Here is a 23,084-nt window from a genome sequence, read left to right on the forward strand (position 1 = left end):
CAGATATGGATAATGTGCGGTAGTATCAAACACGCCTAAATATAAAAAGACCCCTTTTAATATAAAAAGGGATCTTTTTAAAATTGATATAATATCTTTCTTATCGCACAGCGAAATTAGAACGGCAGATCATCATCATCAGCCGAAGAGGCAATATCTGGTGATGGTGCTGCGTATTCTGGTGTTGTAGCGCTACCGGCACCTGCCGCCAGTGCATTAACACGCCATAACTGTAATGAATTGAAATAGCTTTTTTTGCCTGATTTGTCAGTCCACGGACGGCCTTTCAGGTTAAAAAACACTTCTACATCATCGCCTACTTTAACAGCGTCAAGCAGCGCGCAACGGTCCTGTATAGCTTCAAACTTTAAATATTCAGGATATTGAGGGTTCTCAATATATTCAAGTATTAGTTCGCGTTTTTTAAGTGACTCAGTAACCTGCACTGTTGGCGACACTTCATATACCTTACCTTTAACTTCCATAATAATCTTCTCAAAAAAATTTAAAATGTAAAGTTAATAGATAAGAAATTAAAATAGGGTGTTTTTAATTTATAAATTCGCAAAATAAATATGCAAGTTTTCCACACCGAGAGTAAAATCGTAATTACATGCAACAAAAGGCTTTCGCCTTACCTGCAGCAGGAAGTTGAGGCACTGGGTTTTAAACCAACCCGTGTTTTCCAGACAGGGATTGAGCTTCAGGGTACCGTAACCGATACCATTGCGCTTAACCTTAACCTGCGCTGCGCCAGCCAGGTGCTCTATTTACTAAAAAGCTTTAAAGCCGATGATCCCGCACAACTTTATAATGAGCTGGTGACCATTGAGTGGGAAAAACTGATTGATTTTGCCGGATATTTCTCGGTATCGTCAAATGTAAATAACGAACATATCCTTACCCCCCTGTTTGCCAATGTAAAGGTAAAAGATGCCATTGCCGACAGGATAAAATCCATAAAAGGCATACGCCCCAACTCGGGTGCCGAAGCCAACAAAACGCTGATACACCTGTACTGGCAGGATAGCGACGCCGATATTTTTATCGATACCTCGGGCGAAACACTGGCCAAACACAGCTATCGCAAAATACCGGGCAAAGCCCCAATGCTGGAGGCTTTGGCTGCATCAACCGTTATGGCTACCAACTGGGACAGGCAAAGCACATTTATCAACCCCATGTGCGGATCAGGCACACTGGCCATCGAAGCCGCTTTGCTGGCAACCGATAAATGCCCGGGCCTGTTCAGGATGAACTATGGCTTTATGCATATTTTAGGTTACGATGAAACGGTATTTTTTACCGAGCGCCGTAAATTAAAAGATAAGTCGAAAAAAGAGACCGGATTTAAGATCATCGCTACCGATCTATCTGCCGATGCGGTTGACATCGCACAAAAAAACGCAAAAACCGCTGGTGTAGACCATTTGATAGATTTTAACGTTTGTGATTTTGCAGACACCGAAGTTCCTGAAGATGCGGGCATCGTGATGTTTAATCCCGAATACGGCGAACGCCTGGGTGTACACTCCAAACTGGAAGCCACCTATGCACGTATGGGCGATTTTATGAAAAAGAAATGCCTGGGATACCGGGGCTATATTTTCACGGGCAATCCCGATCTGGCTAAAAAGATCGGTCTTCGCCCGTCGCGCAGAATTGAATTTTACAATGGTAAGCTGGATTGCCGTTTACTGGAATATGAGCTGTATGAAGGCAGCAAAAGAGAACCAAAAGAAGTAGAAGTATAAATGAAGAAGATCATATTATTGTCCGCTGCTATTTTATTATCAGCTTACTGCAAGGCACAAACCGAACTGGCATTTCCGTTTCAGGGCGGCGGCGCTGTAATGACCCGCTTTTTCAGGGATAGCCTGAAAGTATCGCCTGAGATCATCAAAAAGAAAGCCAGCGGCACAGCTGTATTTAAATTTACGGCCGATGAAAAGGGCACCATCAAAAAAATAATTGTTTATTATGCTGATGATTATGTGCTAACCCTGCCCATTATTGAAGCACTAAAAAAATCAAATCACAAATGGGTGATCCCTGATCATGAGAAATTACACGATTTCATTATCCCGTTTTCTATCAGCTTTAATCCGCCGGCTATGGCCAGTAATGCAACTATCAAAGAGGCTTACAAATTTTACAGCCAGCGCAAACCCATTATATCTTACAACCAGGTACCATTGGAGTATGCCACCCTGTTACCAACAGTTGTTGTAAGCTACGATATACCGGAATAATAACCATCAGTTTTTAACTGACAAAGCCCATGATCAATTCAATGATCATGGGCTTTGTTTTTGCTTCCCTATTTTCCACCTTCCCGCTTTAATCTTTCAGGCAATACATTTAACCAGTTAAAAAAAATTCAATTAAAAATAAAAAATAGAAATCCATCTGCCCATTAATTTCGTTAGGTATAGATAACCAATATATTACGTAAATGAAAGAGATGCTGAATTTCAAAATAAAGGCGATTGCGGCCAATATCAGAAATACCCGGGAGGGCCTGAATTATACGCAGGAATATCTTGCAGCAAAGTTAAGTATATCGCAAAATGCTTATAGTAAAATTGAACTGGGCTATACTAAAATAACGGTTGAACGGCTTTTTCAAATAGCCGCCATATTAGGCTCGGATGTTCATGACCTGATTGAGACCGAAAAAGTGGCAGCCGCCTGATAAGCTGAAAGCTAAAGGCAGAAAGCCTAATGCTTTCCTTTTTTTATAGCCAACGGTGCTGTTCTTTTTGCTTTGAGCTTTAGGCTTTAAGCTTTTCGCTCCATTAAGCTTTTTCCTTATTTTTGGCTGATGGAACACAGTGAACTGATTGATGCAACCGTACAATTTGTACGCGAAACACTTAAAAATGCCGAAGGTGGCCACGACTGGTGGCATATACAAAGGGTTTGGGTTAATGCCAAATTGATAGCGCAAACAGAAAATGCCGATCTGCTTACGGTTGAACTTGCAGCCTTGTTGCATGACATTGCCGATAGTAAATTCCACAATGGCGACGAGGAAATAGGTCCGCGTACCGCCGGCAATTACCTGCAAAGCATGCATGTAGATGCAGCCGTGGTTGAGCATGTACAGCAGATCATCCGGCACATGTCGTTCAAATCAAGCTTTGATAAACTCACTTTTCACTCCCCCGAACTGGCTATTGTACAGGATGCCGACCGTTTGGATGCTATCGGTGCCATTGGCATTGCCCGGGCTTTTACTTATGGTGGCTTTAAGGGGCGGGAACTGTACAATCCCGAAATTGAACCTAACCTGAATATGAGTAAGGAGGAATATAAAAATACATCGGCCCCAACCATCAACCATTTTTATGAAAAGCTGTTATTGCTAAAAGATAAAATGAATACCTCCACCGGTAAGAAACTGGCTCAGCAACGGCATGATTTTATGGAAGCCTATTTAAAACAATTTTATACGGAATGTGGGATTGTAAACTAAATAAAGTTTAGTTTCTTTGCGCAAAATTTGAGGTTGATGAAAAAAACGATACTGCTAACTACTCTCCTGCTGAACATTACCTTATTTGTATTTGCGCAGGATACCCTAAAACAACAGCGTTTTAATCTCCATTTCCAGCAAACTGTTATTACCCAATACAAGCCATCATTTGGCGCCGATTATACCGGTGCCAACAGCTTGCTTACCAAATCAGAAACTCAAAGTTCCATCACCACCACCCTTTTTGGTGCAGCCCGGTTATGGAAAGGGGCACAAGCTTTCTTTAATCCCGAACTCTCGGGAGGATCGGGCCTGAGCAAAACCCTGGGCGTGGCGGGCTTTCCTAACGGCGAAACGTTTAGGGTAGGCGCTGCGGAACCTAAAATTTATATCGCCCGTCTTTACTTTACCCAGAATTTTGAATGGGGTAAAGAAAAAGACACGCTGACTGATGATAACAACCAATTGGCCGGCTTAAAAAGTAAACGCTACTTTTCCTTTACCGTTGGTAAATTTGGCATGGCCGATTTTTATGACGGCAATGAGTTTAGTCATGACCCGCGCTCACAATTCATGAACTGGGCCTTGATGGATAACGGCGCCTGGGATTATCCGGCCAATACGCGCGGCTACGTTTTGGGTTCACACCTGGAATTGGGTCAGCCTAACTGGACACTGCGTTTTGCCTTCACCATGTCGACCACTACAGCTAATGGCGCCATCTGGGATGCCAAAATAGGCCATGCTAATACCCAAACACTGGAGTATGAGCGCCGTTATACCATCAATGGTAACAAAGGTACTGTGCGGGTATTAGGTTTCAGGAATAATGGCAAAATGGGCACTTACAGCCAGGCCCTGGCACAAAACCCGGTGAACCCAGTAGTTGATACCAACCTTACCTATGGCAAGCACAAATATGGTTTTGGCATCAGTGCCGATCAGTACCTGAGTAAAGATTTTGGGGTATTTGCCAAAGTAAGCTATAACGATGGCAAAACCGAAACCTGGTATTTTACCGAGATCGATCGCTCATTAAGTTTTGGAGGCGTACTTAAAGGTACTTCCTGGAAACGTGGTGATGACGAACTGGCTTTGGCCTTTGTAGCTAATGGACTATCAGCGCCACATCGCAATTACCTGGCAGCCGGAGGCTATGGTTTTATTATTGGCGATGGCAAATTGAATTACGGACACGAGCTGATAGCGGAATTGTACTATAAAATAAATGCTTACCAAAAGAAAGTTTGGCTCACACCCGATTACCAGTTTATTGTGAATCCGGCCTACAATAAAGACCGCGGCCCGGTAAATGTATTATCGTTAAGGGCGCACGTAGAGTTTTAACATCTAACCAAATATCGCCAGCACCCCAAAATAAAGCAACATACACCCGGAGCTTAAAAAGTTCATGCGCATGGCATTTTTATAATCGGCGTTCTCGGTTGATTGGCCAACCTTATAAAACCAGTAGTTAAAAAACAAAAATATAGGCAGGGCGCAAAGCAGAAAAAAGTAAAAATTCAGCATCTGCCCTGCCAAGTGCCAGTAATAATAAGATAAAGCTATCCCCAGGGCAAATAGTGCACCCGAAAAAATAAACGAGCCTTTATAACCCAGCAACAAACTTATCGTGCGATCGCCGCGACGACTATCCTCCGCATGTTGGTAAACCTGGGTAAGCGGGTATGATGCCCCGATAAGGCAGGAGCATATAGCCCCGGCCACAGCAAAACCAATATCCCAATGCCTGAAAAGGCTTAATCCAGCAAGCGCCGAATAAGTGGTATAGTAAATAAATGCCCCCTGGAAAAAGAAAACCGTTAAAAAACTAATAATGGGATATTTTTTTAATCGCGTGGAGGAGTGGCTGTACAGTTTTGACATAATACCGTAAAGCAAAACCGAAAAGGCAAATTCCCAACTGATCAGGAAGCCCAGTAAAAAGGCCGCTATCTCCAGCAGTATCGAAAAATAATACAAACTGATATCCACCTCAGGCGGTTTAGCCAGCAGGGCGATACTTTCCTCGTCGCGGTCAAAATAACTATTATAACCGTTACTTGCTGGGAAGGCCAGTAAGTGCCAGATAAAAAAAACCAAAATTGCCGGCCAAAAATGAACAGCATCTGCCTGGCTAAAAGCAAACAGATACACCGGGAGCAAAAAAACAGAAAACACAAAACGCAGATGCGCCCATGCCGATCGGGTAGGTATTAGCTGTTTCAGGTTCATTTATTGGGCAATTATGATAAATATTATTAAACAAGGAAGGCAACCCTTCGCACTCTCATTAACGTAATAATAGTAAACATGGTTGCCTTGTAGATTACGAATGTAAAAAATGGTGCCTTATAAAATGTTATGTTTGAAAGTACGTTCGTAATTCATGATGAAAAAAATTTATATCGCCGCAGTTTTAGCTTTTTTAGTAGTTAACAGCTTTGCACAGGTAAAAACAACGGTCACCAAATCGGCCATTAGCTTTAAAATTAAAAACATGGGTATCAGTTGTACTGGCGTTTTTAATGGTTTGCAAGCCGATGTACAGTTTAAACCTGCAGACCTTGCCGGTAGCAACATTACAGCCTCGGTTGAAACCGCCACGGTTAATACGGATAACGAGATGCGTGATAATCACCTGAAAAGCACTGATTATTTTGATATAGCTACTTATCCAAAGATCACGCTAAAGTCGGTATCATTTAAACATAAAAGCGGAGACAACTATACCGGTAGTTTTAACGTAACTATAAAAGACAAAACAAAACTGATAGAGGTACCTTTTACTTATACCGAAACGGGTAATACCGCGGTGTTTAATGGTAGCTTTAAAGTAAACCGCAAGGATTTTGGCGTAGGCGGCAACAGCATGGTGCTGGCAGACGAGGCCACGGTTGCGGTAAACACCGAGATCAGCAAGTAGTATATAAGTAGCTAGTATCAAGTATCATGACCGAAGCGTTTTTCACGCAGGATTATCAAAAATCTTGATACTTGATACTAAAACAATAATAATATAAATGGATAGTTGTATCAGTGCCATTGGGATAGCCAATCCCGACAATCGAATAGCTCAAAACGACATTTACCATTTTATGGTGAACGCGTTTGGCTTGGATGCAACTAACGCGGCCCGGCTGAAAAGCATTTATGACCACTCTGGTATTGATCATCGCTATTCGGTGATCCCGGATTTTGGTGCCGGCGATCCATCTCAATATACATTTTTTAAACAATCAACCGATCTGGAACCTTTTCCAGGCACTAAGGAACGGCTTAAACTCTACGAAAAAGAAGCTATTGCCATTGCCATTAAAGCGGTACAAAATTGTCTTGCCGATTTTGACAAAGGTATCTTACAACAAGTCACCCATCTAATCACCGTGAGCTGTACCGGCATGCATGCCCCCGGTATTGATATTGAACTGGTTGAAAAGTTACCGCTTAACCGTGATACGGAGCGCACCTGTATTAATTTTATGGGATGTTATGGCGCCATCAACGCGCTCAAAGTATCCGACTATATTTGCCGGGCCAACCCCGAAGCCAAGGTATTGATCGTAAGCGTTGAACTGTGTACGCTCCATTTTCAAAAAGCAAACACACTTGATAACTGGGTGGCCAATTCCCTGTTTAGCGACGGCGCAGCAGCGGTCTTGGTGGAGAATACCGCCAACCGCTCGGGTTCAGGAACCTATTTTTCTTTAAAGAACTTTTATACCGAATTTGTAACCGAAGCCCGCGATGATATGGGCTGGCACGTTGGCGATACCGGTTTCGAGATGATACTAACTTCAAAGGTATCCAAGCAGATCAAAAAACATATCGGCGCCCTGATGGATCGCTTTTTACATAAAGTAAAAATGGATGCAGGGCAGATCACCGCTTATGCCGTGCACCCGGGTGGCCGCAAGATATTGGAAGCGGTTGAAACCGCGTTGGAACTCCCGGAAGAAAGCAATGCCTTTGCCTATCAAACCTTGCAGGAATACGGCAATATGTCGTCGGCCACTATATTATTTGTATTGCAAAAAATGCTTGCTGCTCAAAATCTCAAGGAACAAAAGATCATGAGCTTTGCCTTTGGCCCAGGTTTAACTGTTGAGGGAATGATACTCGAAATGCATTAAATCATGAGCGATGTAATTATAGTCGGCGGTGGTTTGGCTGGTTTATTCAATGCCATTTTATTGAACCGGGCTGGTCTTAAAGTTACTGTCATCGAAAAAAAGACATACCCCACGCACCGGGTATGCGGCGAATACATCTCCAACGAAGTAATTCCCTTTCTGGACAAACTGAATATCGACCTGGAACCCTTACAGGTTGCCCGGATCAATCGCCTGGAGGTAACCGCGGTATCCGGCACCAAACTCTCGCAAAAGCTTGATCTGGGTGGTTTTGGCCTGAGCCGCTTTACTTTCGACAATCTTTTATACCATAAGGCCATGGCCGAGGGCGTCAATGTACTGCCGGGCACACGTGTAGAAGATATCCGTTTTATTGATGAGCATTTTGAAGTGCTTACACCCGGTAATATTTTGACCGCACCGCTGGTGATAGGTTCATTTGGTAAGCGATCCAATCTCGATCAAAAACTAAAACGCCCTTTCTTTTATAAACGCAGTCCGTACCTGGCCGTCAAGTTTCACGTACGGATGGATTTTCCGGATGATCTTATCCAACTCAATAACTATAAAGACGGGTATTGCGGTGTAAGTAAAACCGATGGCGACCGTTACTGCATGTGCTACATGGCTCACCGGGATGATCTCCGCAAATATGGCACGTTGGAAGCCCTGGAGCAGAACGTGATCCGCAAGAACCCATACTTGGATGATATTTTTAGCCGCGCTGAGTTTCTATTGGAAAAACCCGAAGTGATCAATGAGATCTCCTTCGAAAAAAAGGCCCCCGTTGAAGATCACATCCTCATGAGCGGCGATACCGCCGGCATGATAGCCCCGCTTTGCGGCAACGGGATGACCATGGCCATCCACTCGGCCAAAATATTATCCGAAAAGATCATCGCCCATTATCAGCCTGCAACATTTACTGCCGATAAACGCGCGGCATTAGAAGCCGATTATACCCACAGTTGGAATAAGGAATTTGCCCGGCGCCTTTGGGTTGGCCGGCAGTTGCAACGCTTATTTGGCAATAACAACACTACGGCGCTAACTTTAAATATCCTGAATGGCCTGCCTCCGGTGTCCCGGTTCTTGATCAGTCAAACGCATGGCAAACCTTTTGCCTGATACCGACGTATTCACTATATGCCTGATTTAACCATACGCGCCTCCGATGCCGAAATAATGGACGATTTTGATCTGCCTGCCAGTGAGATTAACCCGGTGTTAGCCGGCTTAGGTAAAGTAAACGCCTTACTGGGCGGGCATAAAAGCCTGATAAAAGCATTGAAAAACTTCCCTGTACGCACCGGCTATTCCATGAGTGATTGGGGTTGCGGTGGAGGTGATGCTTTAATTGCTATTGCCAAATGGGCCGCTAAAAACAATTTACAACTGCATTTAACCGGTATCGATGCCGCGCCTGCTGCTGTTAGTTTTGCCCGCCAGGAATCGGCTGGATTTACTAATATCAACTATTTACAGGCAGATGTTATTACCGATACGGATCGGATCAAAACCTATGATATCATTATCAGCAGCCTGTTCACCCATCATTTTGATGATGAACTGTGGGTAAGGCTCATCAAAAACATGCAGGAATCTGCCCGCAAAGGCATCATCATTACCGATCTGCACCGCCATTGGTTATTGTACTATGCTATTATAGTGATAACCCATGTTTTTACCCGGAGCAAAATGGCACGTAACGATGGGCCGTTGTCAGTAAAACGCGCCTTCAAAAAAGCCGAACTTATTGCCTTATTAAAAAATGCAGAAATTGATAACTATAATTTAACATGGCATTGGCCATTCCGCTGGCAGTTAATCATCTACAAATCGTAACTTTACGATATGAATTTGCGTGTACTGGTTTTAATAACCGCCCTGGGCGTGGCAATTACGCTATCAGCCGTTAACTTTTATTTTCAGCACAAGTGGTACGATGTTATGGTAACCTTCCTGGCTACGCTCATTACCAGCTATGTGGTTTTCTATTACCTGATTGAAAAATACATTTATTCGCGCATTAAGCTGATCTATAAACTCATCCATAATTTAAAGCTGGGCCGCGATCTGCGTGATGCTCTTGGCGAACATGTAAGCGCCAACCCGATCAACGATGTGGAATCAGAAGTGAAGGAATGGGCCAAACAAAAAAAGATCGAGATAGACGAACTGCGCAAACAGGAAAAATTCCGCCGCGACTTCCTGTCCAATATATCGCATGAGTTCAAAACGCCCCTTTTTGCCATACAAGGTTATATTGAGGCTCTGCAGGATGATGATTTCGATGATCGCGACATGGCCCGCCAATTTTTAGACAAAGCCTCTAAAAATGTGGATCGCCTAAGTTATCTGATCAAGGATCTGGATGAGATCTCCAAACTGGAATCGGGCGAAATACCCATCAATTACAGCAAATTCAAGATCAATGATCTCATCAAAGAAGTTTTTGAGTCACTGGAGATCAAAGGCAAGCAATACCATATTAAATTAATATTTAAACAAAAATACGACGAAGGCATTTTAGTATATGCCGACCGGGAGAAAATACGCCAGGTACTGGTTAACCTTATCGACAATTCCTTTAAGTATGGCAAGGAAGAAGGCAGCACTTCAGTTAGTCTGTTTGTACTGCATGACCAGGTGCTGGTTGAAGTAACTGATGATGGTATCGGCATCGAAGAAAAGTTTTTACCACGCTTATTTGAGCGTTTTTACCGTACCGATAGCAGTCGTTCAAGGCAAATTGGCGGCTCAGGCTTAGGGTTGGCCATTGTAAAACATATTATCGAGGCGCACCAGCAAACCATTAATGTGCGCAGCACCGAGGGCCTTGGTTCAACCTTTGGTTTTACACTGCAAATTGCCAAACAAGCCTTACATTTACCCAATATACCAGTGTTGAAAAGTTAACACTAACTTAACATAGCAAACGTACCTTTACCCCAATTTAAAGCATTATGTCACTTAACAGCATATTCCAATACTTTGTACCCAAGGACAAGAAAATATTTTTCCCCTTATTTGAGCAGGCGGCAAGCAATGTAGTTACTATGGCTACCGTATTGGTTGAGGCTGTTAACTCTAACAATCCTGCAACACAGGAAGAGCTTTACAAACAAATAGATAAGTTAGAGAACAAAGGCGATGAGTTAACCCACCAGATATACCTGGAACTGGGCAAAAACTTTATCACCCCGTTTGACCGCGAAGATATACACGCGCTGGCTACCGCTATTGATGACGTAGCTGATTATATTCATGGGGCTGCTAACCGCATGAGTCTTTACAAGATAGATGACTTTAATGAGCATATCCGCAAGCTGTCTGACCTGATATTACAAGCCAGCATCGACCTGGAAAAAGCTGTAAAGGAATTAAAAGACCTCAGGAACGTACGTAATATTGCCGACTCATGCATCAGGATAAACAGTGTGGAAAACCAGGCCGATTATGTATTTGACCGCGCCGTTGCCGATCTTTTCCTTTATGAAAAAGACGCTATCCGCCTTATCAAATACAAAGAAATACTTGCCGCGCTTGAAACTGCTACCGATATGTGCGAAGACGCGGCAAACGTTATGGAATCAATTTTAGTTAAAAACGCTTAAGCATACTTAATCATCACTAAATGGTTACCTCCCTACTTGTTGTCGTAATTGCCCTGGCACTTATTTTTGATTATACCAATGGCTTTCACGATGCAGCCAACTCCATTGCCACTATAGTATCTACCAAAGTATTAACGCCTTTCCAGGCGGTGCTGATGGCGGCAGTATTTAATTTCGCAGCATACTTTTTTATCAAAGATCATAAAGTTGCCAATACGGTTTCCAAAATTGTATTAGAACACTTTGTAACCATTCATGTGATACTGGCAGGCTTAATTGCTGCTATATCATGGAATTTAATAACCTGGTGGTTTGGTATCCCTTCCAGTTCGTCGCACACGCTTATCGGTGGTTTTGCCGGTGCGGGTATGGCTAACGCTATTTACATGCATGCCAATCCGTTAAGTGCTATTGAAACGCATTATGTGCTCACCATTATAGCGTATATTGTTTTAGCGCCATTCATCGGTTTGCTTATCGCTTATATCATTACTATCCTGATACTGCATATATGTAAAAAGGCACGGCCAGCGGTTGCCGAACGCTGGTTTAAAAGACTGCAATTGGTATCGGCAGCAGCCTTAAGTTTTGCGCATGGCGGTAATGATGCTCAAAAGGTAATGGGGATATTATATGTAACCCTGGTTACCTCTAATATCATTAAAACCGGTGCCCCAATGCCCGAGTGGATCCCATTGGCTTGCTATACCGCTATTGCAGCAGGAACCATGTCTGGTGGTTGGAAAATTGTAAAAACTATGGGTTCCAAGATCACTAAGGTAACTCCATTGGAGGGTGTAAGCGCCGAAACTGCAGGTGCTGTTACCTTGTTCATCACAGAAAGATTTGGTATCCCGGTATCAACCACACATACTATCACAGGTTCAATTATTGGTGTAGGTTTAACCAAACGTGTTTCGGCAGTACGCTGGGGCGTAACCATTAACCTGGTTTGGGCCTGGATCATTACCATACCTATATCTGCCCTTATCGCCGCTGGTGTATTTGCACTCATACACATCATCGGATAAGTTTTTTTTATTGCCTGCGTTTTTTACTAAATTTAACCACTATGAGAACAAAGTTTTTAGTAATTACCGGTTTGCTGGCATTTATAACATTAGCCAGCTGCGACACCCTTAATCAGACTGTACAAGCTGCAGTACCATCGGCCCAAACCATACCAACCAATTTAGAGATAGGCAATGGCCTTAAGCAGGCGCTTGAAATAGCCACAGGCAAAAGCTCAGACCAGTTATCGGCCGTTAACGGCTTTTTTGGCAATGCAGCGGTTAAAATACTTTTTCCGCCAGAGGCTCAAAAGGCCGAAAAAACTTTGCGCAGCCTGGGTATGGGCAAACTTTGTGATAATGTGATATTATCGCTTAACCGCGCTGCCGAAGACGCTGCCAAACAAGCTAAGCCCATTTTTGTAGATGCCATTAAGCATATGACGCTGCAAGATGTAACCAATATTTTGATGGGTAACCCGGATGCAGCCACCCAATATTTTGAACGTGCTACTACTCCCCAATTAACTGCTAAATTTAAACCGGTTATACAAACCAGCCTAAACAAAGCCAATGCTACCAAGTATTATACTGATGCTGCAAAGGCCTATAATAAAGTCCCTTTTGTAAAAAAATTGAACCCGGATATCAGTGATTATGCTACCCAAAAAGCTATCTCGGGTTTATTTGTTGAAATAGCTAAGGAAGAACTGAACATTCGTTCCAATTTAGGTGCCCGCACCACACCACTACTGCAAAAGATATTTTCTTTTGCTGATAAGAATAAGAAGTAAAAGCCCGATAAGCAGCATTATTATAAACGAAGGAGCGATGGAAAAACCCATCGCTTTTTTTGTTTCCTATTTCTGCGTCTGGAATTTCACCTTTACAGTAACCGTTTCGGCTTTGTGGTTATTATTCCCGATCCATGAAGGGCCATTTTTGATCAGGTCGATAGCTTTTTGATCAGCTACAGCGTTCAGGCTTTTTTTGACCTTAAAATCACTTAATGATCCGTCGGCGCCTACGGTGAAACTTATATTTACATTGCCGGTGGTACCATCGGGTAAAGTCGCATTGGTTTGCAAGTATTTTTTAAAGCTGCTCCAGCCGGTTTCTGGTTTTGCATTTTGCTGTATTGGTTCAGTTGGGTCACCATCTTTTTTAGTTACCACAACCTCGTTAAGCGAGTTGGAAGCATCCTTAAGCTCAACCCTCAAACTATCTCCTACTTTCGCGCTTATTTGTTTGCGCTCATAACCTATGGATGCAATATCCAGCGTTTCGTTAGCAACAGGCGAGGCCGACAAGGCAAATTTACCATTGGTATCTGTTACGGTTGATTTATTGGTTCCTTTGATACGTATGGCGGCCCCGATAACCGGCGAACCATCACCCTTTGAAATAATAATGCCTGTTATCCGGCTGGCTTCGGCTTGTGATTTTGAATCTGCCGGGATCACAGTTAAGCCATCCACCTTTCCGGGCAACGCGGATGAACCAAAGACTTTTGGTGTCTTTGATCTTCTCAGAGCTATCACATTATCCAGGCTATCCTTTTTACTTTGCGAAGTATAGCCCATTACCACCGTCTCACTTAACTGCTGGGTATTATCGGTTTTATTGGCCTGAGTTTTAACCTCCCGCAAAACTATAGGGGCCGGTTGCTTAGATGCATAATCAGTCGCAGAAGGTGTTGCAGCTTGTTTATTATCCGTAGCAGATATTTCCTGTTGATAAACGGCCTTATCATTGGGTTGGGCAACAGGCTGCTTAATAGCCTCTTTCACTACAGGCGCTGGTTTTATACTTTGGGTCACCAATGCTTCAGGATGAGTGGCAGGTTGATTTGGCGCCGCTACGGTATCTTTAAGTGGTACAGCTTGTGTCTTGTCGGCCTTGGTTTGTTGCACCACATCGGCCACTCTTGCTTTTTCGGGTGCAGGAGATGAGTTTTTGAGCCATAATCCACCAATAGTTAATATCACTAAAACCGATGCTGCTATCGACCATATTTTCCATGAAATAACCCGGCCTCTTTTTTCGGCGGTACGTTCCTGCAGGCGATCTGCCAGTTCCTGCAAGTTCCCCTGCTGATCTTTCGAGGTAGCTTCATAACCTTCCAGGGCATCCATCAAAAATGGATCGTCAAGTGCTTCGCGCTCCAATTGGTGCATGGCCGTAGCATTAAGCTCCCCGTTAAGGTACTTCCTGATCTGCGATATGTCGGCTTTTTTATTGTTCACTGTTCTTCTCCAGGCAAATTTTCAAATTCCTTTTGCCATTTTGTATATAACTTTTCACTTCATTTAAACTAAACCCGGTTATATCAGCCACCTCTTTATAACACTTCTCTTTTAAGTAAAAAAGATCGATGCTTTGCTGCTGCGCCCCGGTTAGTTTATCAATACAACGCTCCAAAGCTTTATAAGCTTCTTCACGGTTATTATCATCAGGATGCAAAAGCGGGGTAAATTCCATAACCTCGTCCAAAGCAACTACTTCTAATTTTTTACCGGCCCTTAACTGCATCAAGCAATAATTGCGCCCCAATACATACAACCAACTCCTGAATATGCTGATGTCATGTTGTTTTACTTTAATAACCAGTTCCTCAAATATCCCCATTACGGCATCCTTAGCCTGTTCTTCATCCTTAAGGTATTTTAGGCAAACACCATAAACCAAAGGCATATACCTTTCATACAGCTGCCCTAAAACAGCAATATCACCGTTATCACGGTAAACAGCTAACAGTTCGGCGTCAGTTGATGAGCTTAGTTTATTTGGTTTGATAAAATTGGTCATTAAACAGTGCCAAAATAAATTTTTTATATCGTTTATGGAAATTAAGCTGCTGTAACATCCTTATTAAAATGAAAGCAAATGTGCAGATTTCAGATGTGCAAATATGCAGATGAGGTTCTGTAGGTATAAAAATCACTAATTCACTAAATCAGTAAATCAATAATTATCAAATGAAACAGCTACTATTCATTTTAATATTCGCGGGCTTAACCGGGTTTAAGCCTGCCACCAACCGCCACATCAGCGGAACGGTTTATGATGATAACAACCAGGTGCTGCCCGGTGCACAGGTAATCATCACCGGCGTCAATCGAGGTACACAGACCGATATCAAAGGCCATTATACTATTGATGTACCCGAAGGCAAAAGCAATCTTACTTTCAGCTTTGTAGGTTTTGAATCGCAAACCATAAAGATTGGCAAAAGCAATACGTTGAATGTTCACCTGAAAGCATCTAACCAGCTACTTAATGAAGTGGAGGTAGTAGGTTACCCCACACAATACAAAAGCAATGTAACTAACGCAGTTGCTACTGTCAATTCAGCTGTCGCCGATAAAATGTATTCTGCACCAGTAGCTGGGGTGGCCGTCAGCAAAAACGTAAGGCATTACAACAAATCTGTCCAGATGAGCCCAATACAAATGATGCCCTCACCGCCGGAGAACACTGAAAGCTATAAAGGCATTAACGAAAATGGGTTTAAAACCGTTGAAAGCGAGCCATTATCTACCTTTTCTGTCGATGTTGACGCGGCATCGTACAGCAATGTAAGGCGTTTTATTAACAATGGTCAACTGCCACCGGCCGATGCGGTACGGATTGAGGAAATGATCAATTACTTTCATTACAATATTGCTGGCCCAATTAATAATGAACCGGTTGCCATACATACCGAACTATCTGCCGCACCGTGGAACAGTAATCACCGCTTGTTACGTATCGGCTTAAAGGCCAAAACCATTGCTAATGATAAACTACCAGCCTCCAACCTGGTATTTTTAATTGACGTTTCCGGGTCGATGTATGAACCTAACAAATTACCGCTGGTACAATCGTCCTTAAAAATGCTGGTTAACCAATTGCGCCCACAAGACAGGGTAGCCATTGTAGTATATGCGGGTGCCGCGGGCGTGGTATTACCTGCAACATCAGGCGATAAAAAGACCACCATTAACAATGCCATTGATAACTTACAGGCTGGCGGCTCAACAGCCGGTGGCGCGGGTATTAAGCTGGCTTACAAAATCGCTATGGAAAACTTTATGAAAGGCGGCAATAACCGGGTAATGCTGGCTACCGACGGCGATTTTAACGTAGGCGTATCCAGTGACGACGATATGGAAAAACTGATTGAGAAAGAACGTGAAAGCGGCATATCCCTATCTGTTTTGGGTTTTGGCATGGGCAACTATAAAGACAGCAAAATGGAAACCCTGGCCGATAAAGGCAATGGTAACTATGCCTACATTGATAATATTACCGAGGCCCGCAAAACACTCATCAGCGAGTTTGGCGGCACCCTGTTCACCATTGCAAAAGACGTAAAGCTACAGGTAGAATTTAACCCGGGCAAAGTACAGGCTTACCGTTTGCTGGGTTACGAAAACCGCGCCCTGAACAAGGAGGATTTTAACAATGATAAAAAAGATGCCGGTGATATGGGCTCTGGCCATACTGTAACGGCTTTTTATGAGATAGTACCCGCCGGTGTTAAAGATGATTATTCGGGCAGCGTTGATCCGCTTAAATATCAAAAACCTAAACCTGTACCGTATTCCAGCACATCTGATGAGATGCTGACCATCAAGTTCCGGTACAAACAACCTACCTCATCAGTAAGTAAAATGAGCCATGTGGAGGTGTATGACAAGCCGGTAGCCCTAAATTCCACATCAACCGATTTTAGGTTTGCGGCTGCTGTAGCTGAGTTTGGCATGTTGCTGCGCGATTCGCAATTCAAACAAAATTCCACCTACGGCCAGGCCATCAAAATGGCCCGTGCCGCCAAAGGTGACGACAGCGAAGGTTACCGTGCAGAGTTCATTAAACTGGCTGAAAGCGCCAAGCTATTGAGCCCTAACAATAAGGTTTTGGCAGCCGACGACGATCAATAAAATAATACAGAACCAGGGATACAGGATCGGTAAGGGGGGGAATGCGTGGCCGGCCTGTATCACCTTTCTGTAAACAAAGCCCCTGCCCATGCAGGGGCTTTGTTGTACCCTAAATTTATGTATAGCTTTACAAAACATGAATGATCCTGTGAAACTGTACATCAAAAACATGGTATGTAACCGCTGCAAAATGGCGGTACAAACCGAACTGGAAAAAGTTGGCCTGGAGCCTTTAAACGTGGAACTTGGCGAAGTAACGTTAAAAAAAGGCCCGGAAGCACAACAGCTTAAAGAACTGGAAAGATCCCTCACATCCCTGGGTTTTGAACTGATAGATAACCAGAAAAGCCGACTGATAGAGCAAATAAAAACAGAGATCATTAAGCTGGTGCACTATACCGATACCTCTAACCCACTAAAACTTTCGGCCATATTGGCCGATCATTTGCACCATGACTACAGCTACCTGAGCAATCTGTTTTCATCAGTAGAGGGCACTACGATAGAAAAATATTACATCGCCCAAAAAATTGAAAAGGTCAAAGAACTCCTCATCTATAATGAGTTGAGCCTGTCAGAGATCTCTTATCAGTTAGGTTACAGCAGCGTGGCGCATCTTTCGGCCCAATTTAAACAGGTAACCGGGATGACGCCATCGCAATTTAAGAGCCTACAAAAGCATGGCCGCAAAAACATCGACGATGTCTAAACGACCTCTTTCCCGATAAAAATCTTATAACAACCATCCATAATTCTGTAAGGCCTGCCGGCTGTGCTGTGAGTAAATTTGTGTTATCAATTTAATCTTACAAATCATGACACATACTTATCAAATATCCGGCATGACCTGCAGCGGTTGTCAGCATAAAGTTGAAACCTTGCTTTCGCAAGTAAAGGATGTACAAAAGGTAGATATCTCCCTTGCCGAAGGTGCTGCCGATATCACCACGGCGCAGCATATCCCAACCACGGTACTGCAGGATGCCTTAAAAGACTATCCCAAATATCAGCTTAGCGAAGCACAGCATACCCACACCATGAGCATGGAGATGGAGGATACTGAAAACCGTACCTGGCTGGCTACCTATAAACCCATATTGCTCATTTTCGGCTATATTTTAACCATAGCTATTATAGCAGGGTATATGGAGCATGGGTTTATGACCATGACCGCCATGCGCATATTTATGAGCGGCTTTTTCCTCACTTTCTCTTTTTTTAAACTGCTTAACCTGCAGGGCTTTGCCGATAGCTACTCGATGTATGACATTGTAGCCAAACACTTTAGGGCATGGGGCTATATATATGCTTTTGTTGAGCTGGGATTAGGCCTGGCTTTCGCGCTGGGTATTCAGCCTTTTGCGGTAAATGCGATCACCTTTGTGGTGATGACGGTAAGTTTGGTCGGTGTGCTGCAAAGTGTGCTGAACAAACGCAAAATTCAGTGTGCCTGTCTCGGTGCGGTTTTTAACCTGCCTATGAGCACCGTTACTATTGTGGAGGATGCCCTGATGATTATGATGAGCGGGATCACTTTGGTGACTATCCTTTAAGAAACTCTTTGGTTACCTAAAAACTTTTTAAAGCTTTATTTTAACACTTTTTTAACTAAAAACAGGGCTAAAACGCATCGAAAACTGCTCAAAATTCATTCAAAACCATCGATTTTAACACTTTTTAACAAATTTTAACACGGTTTAAAAAGTATCAAATTGCTGATATTCAAATAACTATCTATAAAACAGTCGATTTTTGGGCTCGATTTCTTCTTAACAGAACAGCCCGGTTTTCCTTTTTGAGCGGAAAACCGGGCTGTTTATATATACAAATATACGCAATATCCAGACCAGGCGGTAGTGTCTCCGTTTGAATTTAATTAAATGAATGGTATTTTATGATGTGCAATATCTCAAAAAAGATAAACATGCCTATAATCATCCCTAAAGCATAAACACCCAATTTTGCTACTTTTTGCGCATTGGTTTTACCTATAAATTTTTTCCTGTTTATTAAATAAATGATGTAGGTTCCTATTAAAATAATTATTAAAGCCATGATGGGTAATAAAAAAAGCCACTGTTTAGGTGGCTTAAATCTATGAATAAGTTTTTGGAATTAATCCGCCAACCTTACTACTATCCGGGCGCTATTGCACCACCTCGCTGATCTGGATAAGTGGCGTGATATTAGTGTACTTCGGAAAATCAGCCCTGATTTCGTCCAAATGTTTTGCAAGGGCGGTTTCGTAGTCAGAAAGCTTATCGAAATACAAATACCCAATGGCCAGGAACGGAACCGGTGTGCCAGGCGTCCCGCTTGATATGCCTTTATCAATAGCGTAAATTTTGAGATTAAAGAATTTCGCCATCAGGGGCATGTGGTTCTTGGTGTAGTAGTCCATGTCAAAGGTTTTTCCTTCACCATTGGGATAAAGAACGGTTACTTTGATCATTCCTTTTTTTACTTTGGGCGCATCTGTAGTTTGAGCTTGCAGGCAACTTACAGAAAGGCCCAAAAACAGGAGCATTAAAATAGCTTTTGTTTTCATTTTATAGGCTTTTAAGGTTAAATTTAAAGGTATTGAAAAAAGCCGGGATCAACCTAATTTTCGATGGTGACGAAAATAACCGATCCGTAAAATGTTGACTTTCACCTATTATGTGCTGACACCCGGGAACATTACACCCATGGCAGGTTAAGGTTCATTCGCCAGTTAAACAGCTAAAGGTCCATTCTAAAACTACCCACTATATGTCATTTTTTTGCATGTAACCAGCATTATACATTTAAAAACCATCTTATTATCTACCTTTGCGGTTTGCTCCGGATATAAAACATCATGGGCAATTTTTTATAAAAGGGGAATTACATGTACGATATCTGTTGCATAGGGCATATTACTTTGGATAAAGTGGTGACACCACAGGCGGTTAAACACATGGCTGGTGGCACATCTTTTTACTTTTCAAGCGCCATCCGGAATATGGATGTGAGCTATACCTTGGTCACCTCGCTTGCCGAAAACGAAATGCCAACGGTTGAAGCTTTACGCGCCAAGGGTACCGAGGTTCATGTATCTACCTGCGCCCATACCGTATATTTCGAAAATATTTACTCGGGCAACCAGGACCACCGTACCCAACGCGTGCTCCAGAAAGCCGATCCTTTTACTGTTGAACAACTACAAGGCATCGACGCCCAGATCTTTCACTTAGGTCCCTTATTGGCCGATGATATCCCGGTTAGCCTCATCAAAGAGCTAAGCAGCCGCGGCAGGGTATCGTTGGATGCACAAGGTTATTTACGCAAGGTGGAAGATAAAAACGTGATCCCCGTTGACTGGCCTGCCAAAAAAGAAGCCCTGCAATACATCGATATTTTAAAGGTGAACGAGCACGAACTGGAAGCCTTGACCAGATTGACAGATATTAAAAAAGGCGCCTTAGTACTAGCCGACTGGGGCGTGAAAGAGGTAGTGATCACCCTGGGCAGCATGGGCTCCGTAATTTATGCCGATGGTCTTTTTTACAATGTGCCTGCCTATATCCCTACAGCTGTTGTTGATGCTACCGGTTGCGGCGATACCTATATGGCCGGATACTTATACCAGCGCACAAAAGGCGCTTCGTTCCAGGAAGCAGGCGAATTTGCAGCCGCCATGGCCAGCTTTAAAATAGAATCATCAGGACCGTTTACCGGTACTAAAGAAGATGTGCTGAATTTGCAGGAAGTGGGTGAGAAAAACGTTTGCTGTTTATAGTGAATGGTTGATAGACCATGGACCATAGTCGAATAACGAATTGTTTTCGGTGTTCATTTAAACTTTAAACCAAAGTGGCTCAAAATTTATTTTTCTTGAATTTCAACTGATTAACCCGTATGATAGCTTGCTCATAAGTAAATTCCGCCATTCTTACATTTTCAATCCATTGATAATTTCCAAATTTTAATTCTTTCACTCCCGCTCCAATAGATATTAAGTTAAATTCACCACAATTATTACATTTTACGATTAACCAATCTGTTTCCGGAATCCCCGCGTCTGCTTTTATTATATAAGATTCAAGTTCTGTACCGCAGCTACCGCAAGGCTGGATTAATGTATCAATAAGTTTAGTTGGCTGAAAGATATTTCGAATTTTAGAAAGAGTTGTCAATAAAGATCCATATAGCCATTTGTTTAATTTATCGCTAAAATCAATGTTGATATTTTCAGATAGTTCTCCAAAAAGACTGCAAATGAATTCACGTTCTTCGGTATCATAATCCCTTTTGTTTAGTAACAATAAATTAGATTTTAAAATTTCTTGCAACTGCTTTTTTGATGCATTATTATTAATAGCATCCATTAACTGGCTCGCACATGAGTTAAATACGCCATTTAAAACAACACTCATTTCATCACTTGATGGGTTTAGCCCTCTTTCATTCCAGGATGCTATTGAAAATTTATCGCGATTTTTAAATTTCAAAAACGCCTCTAATTGTAGTTCGTTTAGTTGTGACATATTACGGCATATTAATTCGAACATTTAAATCATCAGTGACGGTTTGTTCGAATTAGTTTTAAAGCTACAATTTTCTTACAATCTTCAATAAAGGGGTTCTGTATCTCCACGTAAAATAATAAAAATATTTTTCTTCCCCGTCAGCAGATAAGCTTCGGGCGAAATTAGGCAGAACAATGCTGGCCTGTGCGGTTGCAGGGGCATAGCAAGTTTTTGCTGAAGCGTTGGGAATCGGGCGAACGAAGTGGGGCAAAATAATTGCAGCCCGTGGTTCTGACTGATTTGCGGGGTAAAAGCCTCGTGCGGCAAAGAAGCATTTCTGATGACTTGATTTTTGGTTACTTTGTATCAAGACAAAGTAACAGCCTTAGCGGCAATTGAGCGCTCTACGATAGACTTCTCCGCCCTGTATAGCATAGAGATTGCTTCGTGCCTCGCAATGACGCACCGAGTTGAAGTGCGCATACCTACCTCGTCATACTCTAACTATATCTCCCTTACATCCGTAGCACTTATCCAGCCTTCGTTGCCGTTGGATAGCCTGATCTTTACCCAATCGTTACTATGCTCCAGGATATCTACCTTGGTGCCGTCGTGTAGTACAAACAGGTCTTTCGATTTTAAAGCAGGTTCACTTTTGATGGTTACCGAACCGCTGAAAACAATGGCCTCGTGATGGCTGTCGAAATAATCCGCCTGTCTTCCGGCTATAAAAATGCAAAACAATCCCAAAAACACCAGCGCAATAGCCGAGTAAAAGGAGACTTTTTTAATGGTTACCGATGAGGTAAAGCGATAAAGGATCAATAACCCCGAACCTGCCAGTATCAACAGTACACTCAGCACAGCCAGGGTACCTAAGGAACAGGCCAGGATAAAGCCATGCCACCATTTGGTGATAAAAAACTCGGGGGTTGCTTCCAGCTTATCGGTAGTTTTTAAGTTGGCCAGCTGGATATTGATACGGATATCCTCGTCGCCTGGCGAAAGCTTGTGCGCCTTTTCGTAATACAGCAATGCCGATGGTATATCGTTGTTTTTGTAATAGGCATTACCCAAATTAAAGTAAACCGCTACCGAGCGGTAACCGCCATCAACCAGTTTCTGGTAGGAGGCTATGGCCGCCGGATATTGGGCTTTGGCATATTCGGCATTACCTTTTTTAAACAGCGCCGATGTAGCATCATCGCTGAAAGCCAATAGCGGCGATATGATAAGCAACAATATATATATGATACGCCTCATCAGGGTTAATTATTGAATTAGTGATTTATAACACTTTAAACTATTGGGCCTGTCATCCTGAGCTTGTCGAAGGGCGCGCGCAAAGGCCCACCCACCATGCTTCGACGGGCTCAGCATGACACCCTCTTTAGATTTGAAAATCATAATCATTCGCATATCCGCACATCT

General features: G+C 42.8%; 24 protein-coding genes. 17 read left to right on the plus strand and 7 right to left on the minus strand.

The features are described from left to right. Positions 1 to 116 precede the first annotated feature (116 nt). Positions 117 to 485 carry a DUF3127 domain-containing protein gene (locus AC57BQ_RS21025; RefSeq protein WP_090469888.1) on the minus strand — a complete coding sequence of 123 codons (369 nt, stop codon included), beginning with the start codon at positions 483 to 485 and terminating at the stop codon, positions 117 to 119. 90 nt (positions 486 to 575) lie between these two features. Here AC57BQ_RS21025 and AC57BQ_RS21030 point away from each other — a divergent pair, with 90 nt between their 5' ends. The 5 genes from AC57BQ_RS21030 to AC57BQ_RS21050 all read left to right on the plus strand — a co-directional run bounded on the left by AC57BQ_RS21030 (position 576) and on the right by AC57BQ_RS21050 (position 4,825). Continuing rightward, a complete protein-coding gene (locus tag AC57BQ_RS21030) occupies positions 576 to 1,754 on the plus strand; it encodes a THUMP domain-containing class I SAM-dependent RNA methyltransferase (protein ID WP_496408126.1) in 1,179 nt (392 codons plus the stop codon). Beyond that, the gene (locus AC57BQ_RS21035; RefSeq protein WP_090469882.1) at positions 1,755 to 2,252 is read left to right on the plus strand and encodes a hypothetical protein; all 498 of its coding nucleotides are present in this window, start codon (positions 1,755 to 1,757) and stop codon (positions 2,250 to 2,252) included. It begins immediately after the preceding gene. Positions 2,253 to 2,455: 203 nt separating this feature from the next. Continuing rightward, positions 2,456 to 2,695, plus strand: coding sequence for a helix-turn-helix domain-containing protein (locus AC57BQ_RS21040; RefSeq protein ID WP_090469878.1), 240 nt, complete (start codon positions 2,456 to 2,458; stop codon positions 2,693 to 2,695). A gap of 129 nt (positions 2,696 to 2,824) precedes the next feature. Further along, positions 2,825 to 3,478 (plus strand): HD domain-containing protein, encoded by a 654-nt coding sequence (locus AC57BQ_RS21045; RefSeq protein WP_496408127.1) that lies wholly within the window; start codon positions 2,825 to 2,827, stop codon positions 3,476 to 3,478. Positions 3,479 to 3,514: 36 nt separating this feature from the next. Further along, on the plus strand, positions 3,515 to 4,825 hold the full coding sequence (locus tag AC57BQ_RS21050) for a carbohydrate porin (protein ID WP_496408128.1): 1,311 nt from the start codon (positions 3,515 to 3,517) through the stop codon (positions 4,823 to 4,825). 3 nt (positions 4,826 to 4,828) lie between these two features. Here AC57BQ_RS21050 and AC57BQ_RS21055 read toward each other — a convergent pair whose 3' ends face one another. After that, positions 4,829 to 5,713 carry a UbiA family prenyltransferase gene (locus tag AC57BQ_RS21055; RefSeq protein WP_496408129.1) on the minus strand — a complete coding sequence of 295 codons (885 nt, stop codon included), beginning with the start codon at positions 5,711 to 5,713 and terminating at the stop codon, positions 4,829 to 4,831. Positions 5,714 to 5,867: 154 nt separating this feature from the next. On the opposite strand from AC57BQ_RS21055, the gene AC57BQ_RS21060 reads away from it, so the two are divergent. From AC57BQ_RS21060 to AC57BQ_RS21095, 8 genes are all read left to right on the plus strand, one after another. Then, complete coding sequence (locus AC57BQ_RS21060; protein ID WP_496408130.1) at positions 5,868 to 6,404, plus strand: YceI family protein; 537 nt, start codon at positions 5,868 to 5,870, stop codon at positions 6,402 to 6,404. Between the two features lie 97 nt (positions 6,405 to 6,501). Then, positions 6,502 to 7,611, plus strand: coding sequence for a type III polyketide synthase (locus AC57BQ_RS21065; protein ID WP_496408131.1), 1,110 nt, complete (start codon positions 6,502 to 6,504; stop codon positions 7,609 to 7,611). Between the two features lie 3 nt (positions 7,612 to 7,614). Next, positions 7,615 to 8,739: an NAD(P)/FAD-dependent oxidoreductase gene (locus tag AC57BQ_RS21070; protein ID WP_496408132.1), complete on the plus strand. Its 1,125-nt coding sequence runs from the start codon at positions 7,615 to 7,617 to the stop codon at positions 8,737 to 8,739. A gap of 18 nt (positions 8,740 to 8,757) precedes the next feature. Continuing rightward, positions 8,758 to 9,456, plus strand: a complete 699-nt coding sequence (locus AC57BQ_RS21075; protein ID WP_496408133.1) for a methyltransferase domain-containing protein — start codon at positions 8,758 to 8,760, stop codon at positions 9,454 to 9,456. A gap of 9 nt (positions 9,457 to 9,465) precedes the next feature. Then, the gene (locus tag AC57BQ_RS21080; protein ID WP_496408134.1) at positions 9,466 to 10,530 is read left to right on the plus strand and encodes a sensor histidine kinase; all 1,065 of its coding nucleotides are present in this window, start codon (positions 9,466 to 9,468) and stop codon (positions 10,528 to 10,530) included. Positions 10,531 to 10,577: 47 nt separating this feature from the next. After that, positions 10,578 to 11,228 (plus strand): DUF47 domain-containing protein, encoded by a 651-nt coding sequence (locus AC57BQ_RS21085; RefSeq protein ID WP_076371689.1) that lies wholly within the window; start codon positions 10,578 to 10,580, stop codon positions 11,226 to 11,228. Between the two features lie 20 nt (positions 11,229 to 11,248). Further along, positions 11,249 to 12,259, plus strand: a complete 1,011-nt coding sequence (locus AC57BQ_RS21090) for an inorganic phosphate transporter (protein WP_496408135.1) — start codon at positions 11,249 to 11,251, stop codon at positions 12,257 to 12,259. Between the two features lie 41 nt (positions 12,260 to 12,300). After that, a complete protein-coding gene (locus AC57BQ_RS21095) occupies positions 12,301 to 13,032 on the plus strand; it encodes a DUF4197 domain-containing protein (protein WP_496408136.1) in 732 nt (243 codons plus the stop codon). A gap of 66 nt (positions 13,033 to 13,098) precedes the next feature. On the opposite strand, the gene AC57BQ_RS21100 is transcribed toward AC57BQ_RS21095, so the two are convergent. Both AC57BQ_RS21100 and AC57BQ_RS21105 read right to left on the minus strand, forming a co-directional pair. Next, a complete protein-coding gene (locus tag AC57BQ_RS21100) occupies positions 13,099 to 14,484 on the minus strand; it encodes a carboxypeptidase-like regulatory domain-containing protein (RefSeq protein ID WP_496408137.1) in 1,386 nt (461 codons plus the stop codon). Continuing rightward, positions 14,474 to 15,046, minus strand: coding sequence for an RNA polymerase sigma factor (locus tag AC57BQ_RS21105; RefSeq protein ID WP_496408138.1), 573 nt, complete (start codon positions 15,044 to 15,046; stop codon positions 14,474 to 14,476). The genes AC57BQ_RS21100 and AC57BQ_RS21105 overlap by 11 nt, the downstream gene beginning before the upstream one ends. A gap of 170 nt (positions 15,047 to 15,216) precedes the next feature. Here AC57BQ_RS21105 and AC57BQ_RS21110 point away from each other — a divergent pair, with 170 nt between their 5' ends. The 3 genes from AC57BQ_RS21110 to AC57BQ_RS21120 all read left to right on the plus strand — a co-directional run bounded on the left by AC57BQ_RS21110 (position 15,217) and on the right by AC57BQ_RS21120 (position 18,716). Then, positions 15,217 to 17,163: a vWA domain-containing protein gene (locus AC57BQ_RS21110; protein WP_496408139.1), complete on the plus strand. Its 1,947-nt coding sequence runs from the start codon at positions 15,217 to 15,219 to the stop codon at positions 17,161 to 17,163. Between the two features lie 136 nt (positions 17,164 to 17,299). After that, positions 17,300 to 17,872 (plus strand): helix-turn-helix domain-containing protein, encoded by a 573-nt coding sequence (locus tag AC57BQ_RS21115; RefSeq protein ID WP_496408140.1) that lies wholly within the window; start codon positions 17,300 to 17,302, stop codon positions 17,870 to 17,872. Positions 17,873 to 17,978: 106 nt separating this feature from the next. After that, the gene (locus AC57BQ_RS21120) at positions 17,979 to 18,716 is read left to right on the plus strand and encodes a MauE/DoxX family redox-associated membrane protein (protein WP_496408141.1); all 738 of its coding nucleotides are present in this window, start codon (positions 17,979 to 17,981) and stop codon (positions 18,714 to 18,716) included. 593 nt (positions 18,717 to 19,309) lie between these two features. On the opposite strand, the gene AC57BQ_RS21125 is transcribed toward AC57BQ_RS21120, so the two are convergent. Then, entirely contained in the window at positions 19,310 to 19,711 is a 402-nt protein-coding gene (locus tag AC57BQ_RS21125; protein ID WP_496408142.1) for an EthD family reductase, read from the minus strand. Positions 19,712 to 20,032: 321 nt separating this feature from the next. Between AC57BQ_RS21125 and AC57BQ_RS21130 the strand changes: the two genes are divergently transcribed. After that, the gene (locus AC57BQ_RS21130; protein WP_496408143.1) at positions 20,033 to 20,923 is read left to right on the plus strand and encodes a PfkB family carbohydrate kinase; all 891 of its coding nucleotides are present in this window, start codon (positions 20,033 to 20,035) and stop codon (positions 20,921 to 20,923) included. 79 nt (positions 20,924 to 21,002) lie between these two features. On the opposite strand, the gene AC57BQ_RS21135 is transcribed toward AC57BQ_RS21130, so the two are convergent. Together AC57BQ_RS21135 and AC57BQ_RS21140 are read right to left on the minus strand one after the other, a co-directional pair. Further along, positions 21,003 to 21,671 (minus strand): DUF4844 domain-containing protein, encoded by a 669-nt coding sequence (locus AC57BQ_RS21135; RefSeq protein ID WP_496408144.1) that lies wholly within the window; start codon positions 21,669 to 21,671, stop codon positions 21,003 to 21,005. Between the two features lie 486 nt (positions 21,672 to 22,157). Next, complete coding sequence (locus AC57BQ_RS21140; RefSeq protein ID WP_496408145.1) at positions 22,158 to 22,916, minus strand: tetratricopeptide repeat protein; 759 nt, start codon at positions 22,914 to 22,916, stop codon at positions 22,158 to 22,160. Positions 22,917 to 23,084: the final 168 nt, after the last annotated feature.

The organism is Mucilaginibacter sp. BGA-UO-ETr-C110, assembly GCF_059567985.1.

Bases quoted from the DNA above. Each gene is read 5' to 3' on its own strand.
- AC57BQ_RS21030 (WP_496408126.1), top strand. From the start codon at position 576: ATGCAAGTTTTCCACACCGAGAGTAAAATCGTAATTACATGCAACAAA.
- AC57BQ_RS21105 (WP_496408138.1), bottom strand. From the start codon at position 15,046: ATGACCAATTTTATCAAACCAAATAAACTAAGCTCATCAACTGACGCC.
- AC57BQ_RS21115 (WP_496408140.1), top strand. From the start codon at position 17,300: ATGAATGATCCTGTGAAACTGTACATCAAAAACATGGTATGTAACCGC.
- AC57BQ_RS21045 (WP_496408127.1), top strand. From the start codon at position 2,825: ATGGAACACAGTGAACTGATTGATGCAACCGTACAATTTGTACGCGAA.
- AC57BQ_RS21110 (WP_496408139.1), top strand. From the start codon at position 15,217: ATGAAACAGCTACTATTCATTTTAATATTCGCGGGCTTAACCGGGTTT.
- AC57BQ_RS21085 (WP_076371689.1), top strand. From the start codon at position 10,578: ATGTCACTTAACAGCATATTCCAATACTTTGTACCCAAGGACAAGAAA.
- AC57BQ_RS21050 (WP_496408128.1), top strand. From the start codon at position 3,515: ATGAAAAAAACGATACTGCTAACTACTCTCCTGCTGAACATTACCTTA.
- AC57BQ_RS21135 (WP_496408144.1), bottom strand. From the start codon at position 21,671: ATGTCACAACTAAACGAACTACAATTAGAGGCGTTTTTGAAATTTAAA.
- AC57BQ_RS21055 (WP_496408129.1), bottom strand. From the start codon at position 5,713: ATGAACCTGAAACAGCTAATACCTACCCGATCGGCATGGGCGCATCTG.
- AC57BQ_RS21075 (WP_496408133.1), top strand. From the start codon at position 8,758: ATGCCTGATTTAACCATACGCGCCTCCGATGCCGAAATAATGGACGAT.
- AC57BQ_RS21035 (WP_090469882.1), top strand. From the start codon at position 1,755: ATGAAGAAGATCATATTATTGTCCGCTGCTATTTTATTATCAGCTTAC.
- AC57BQ_RS21130 (WP_496408143.1), top strand. From the start codon at position 20,033: ATGTACGATATCTGTTGCATAGGGCATATTACTTTGGATAAAGTGGTG.
- AC57BQ_RS21090 (WP_496408135.1), top strand. From the start codon at position 11,249: ATGGTTACCTCCCTACTTGTTGTCGTAATTGCCCTGGCACTTATTTTT.
- AC57BQ_RS21125 (WP_496408142.1), bottom strand. From the start codon at position 19,711: ATGAAAACAAAAGCTATTTTAATGCTCCTGTTTTTGGGCCTTTCTGTA.
- AC57BQ_RS21095 (WP_496408136.1), top strand. From the start codon at position 12,301: ATGAGAACAAAGTTTTTAGTAATTACCGGTTTGCTGGCATTTATAACA.
- AC57BQ_RS21065 (WP_496408131.1), top strand. From the start codon at position 6,502: ATGGATAGTTGTATCAGTGCCATTGGGATAGCCAATCCCGACAATCGA.
- AC57BQ_RS21140 (WP_496408145.1), bottom strand. From the start codon at position 22,916: ATGAGGCGTATCATATATATATTGTTGCTTATCATATCGCCGCTATTG.
- AC57BQ_RS21070 (WP_496408132.1), top strand. From the start codon at position 7,615: ATGAGCGATGTAATTATAGTCGGCGGTGGTTTGGCTGGTTTATTCAAT.
- AC57BQ_RS21080 (WP_496408134.1), top strand. From the start codon at position 9,466: ATGAATTTGCGTGTACTGGTTTTAATAACCGCCCTGGGCGTGGCAATT.
- AC57BQ_RS21025 (WP_090469888.1), bottom strand. From the start codon at position 485: ATGGAAGTTAAAGGTAAGGTATATGAAGTGTCGCCAACAGTGCAGGTT.
- AC57BQ_RS21040 (WP_090469878.1), top strand. From the start codon at position 2,456: ATGAAAGAGATGCTGAATTTCAAAATAAAGGCGATTGCGGCCAATATC.
- AC57BQ_RS21120 (WP_496408141.1), top strand. From the start codon at position 17,979: ATGACACATACTTATCAAATATCCGGCATGACCTGCAGCGGTTGTCAG.
- AC57BQ_RS21060 (WP_496408130.1), top strand. From the start codon at position 5,868: ATGATGAAAAAAATTTATATCGCCGCAGTTTTAGCTTTTTTAGTAGTT.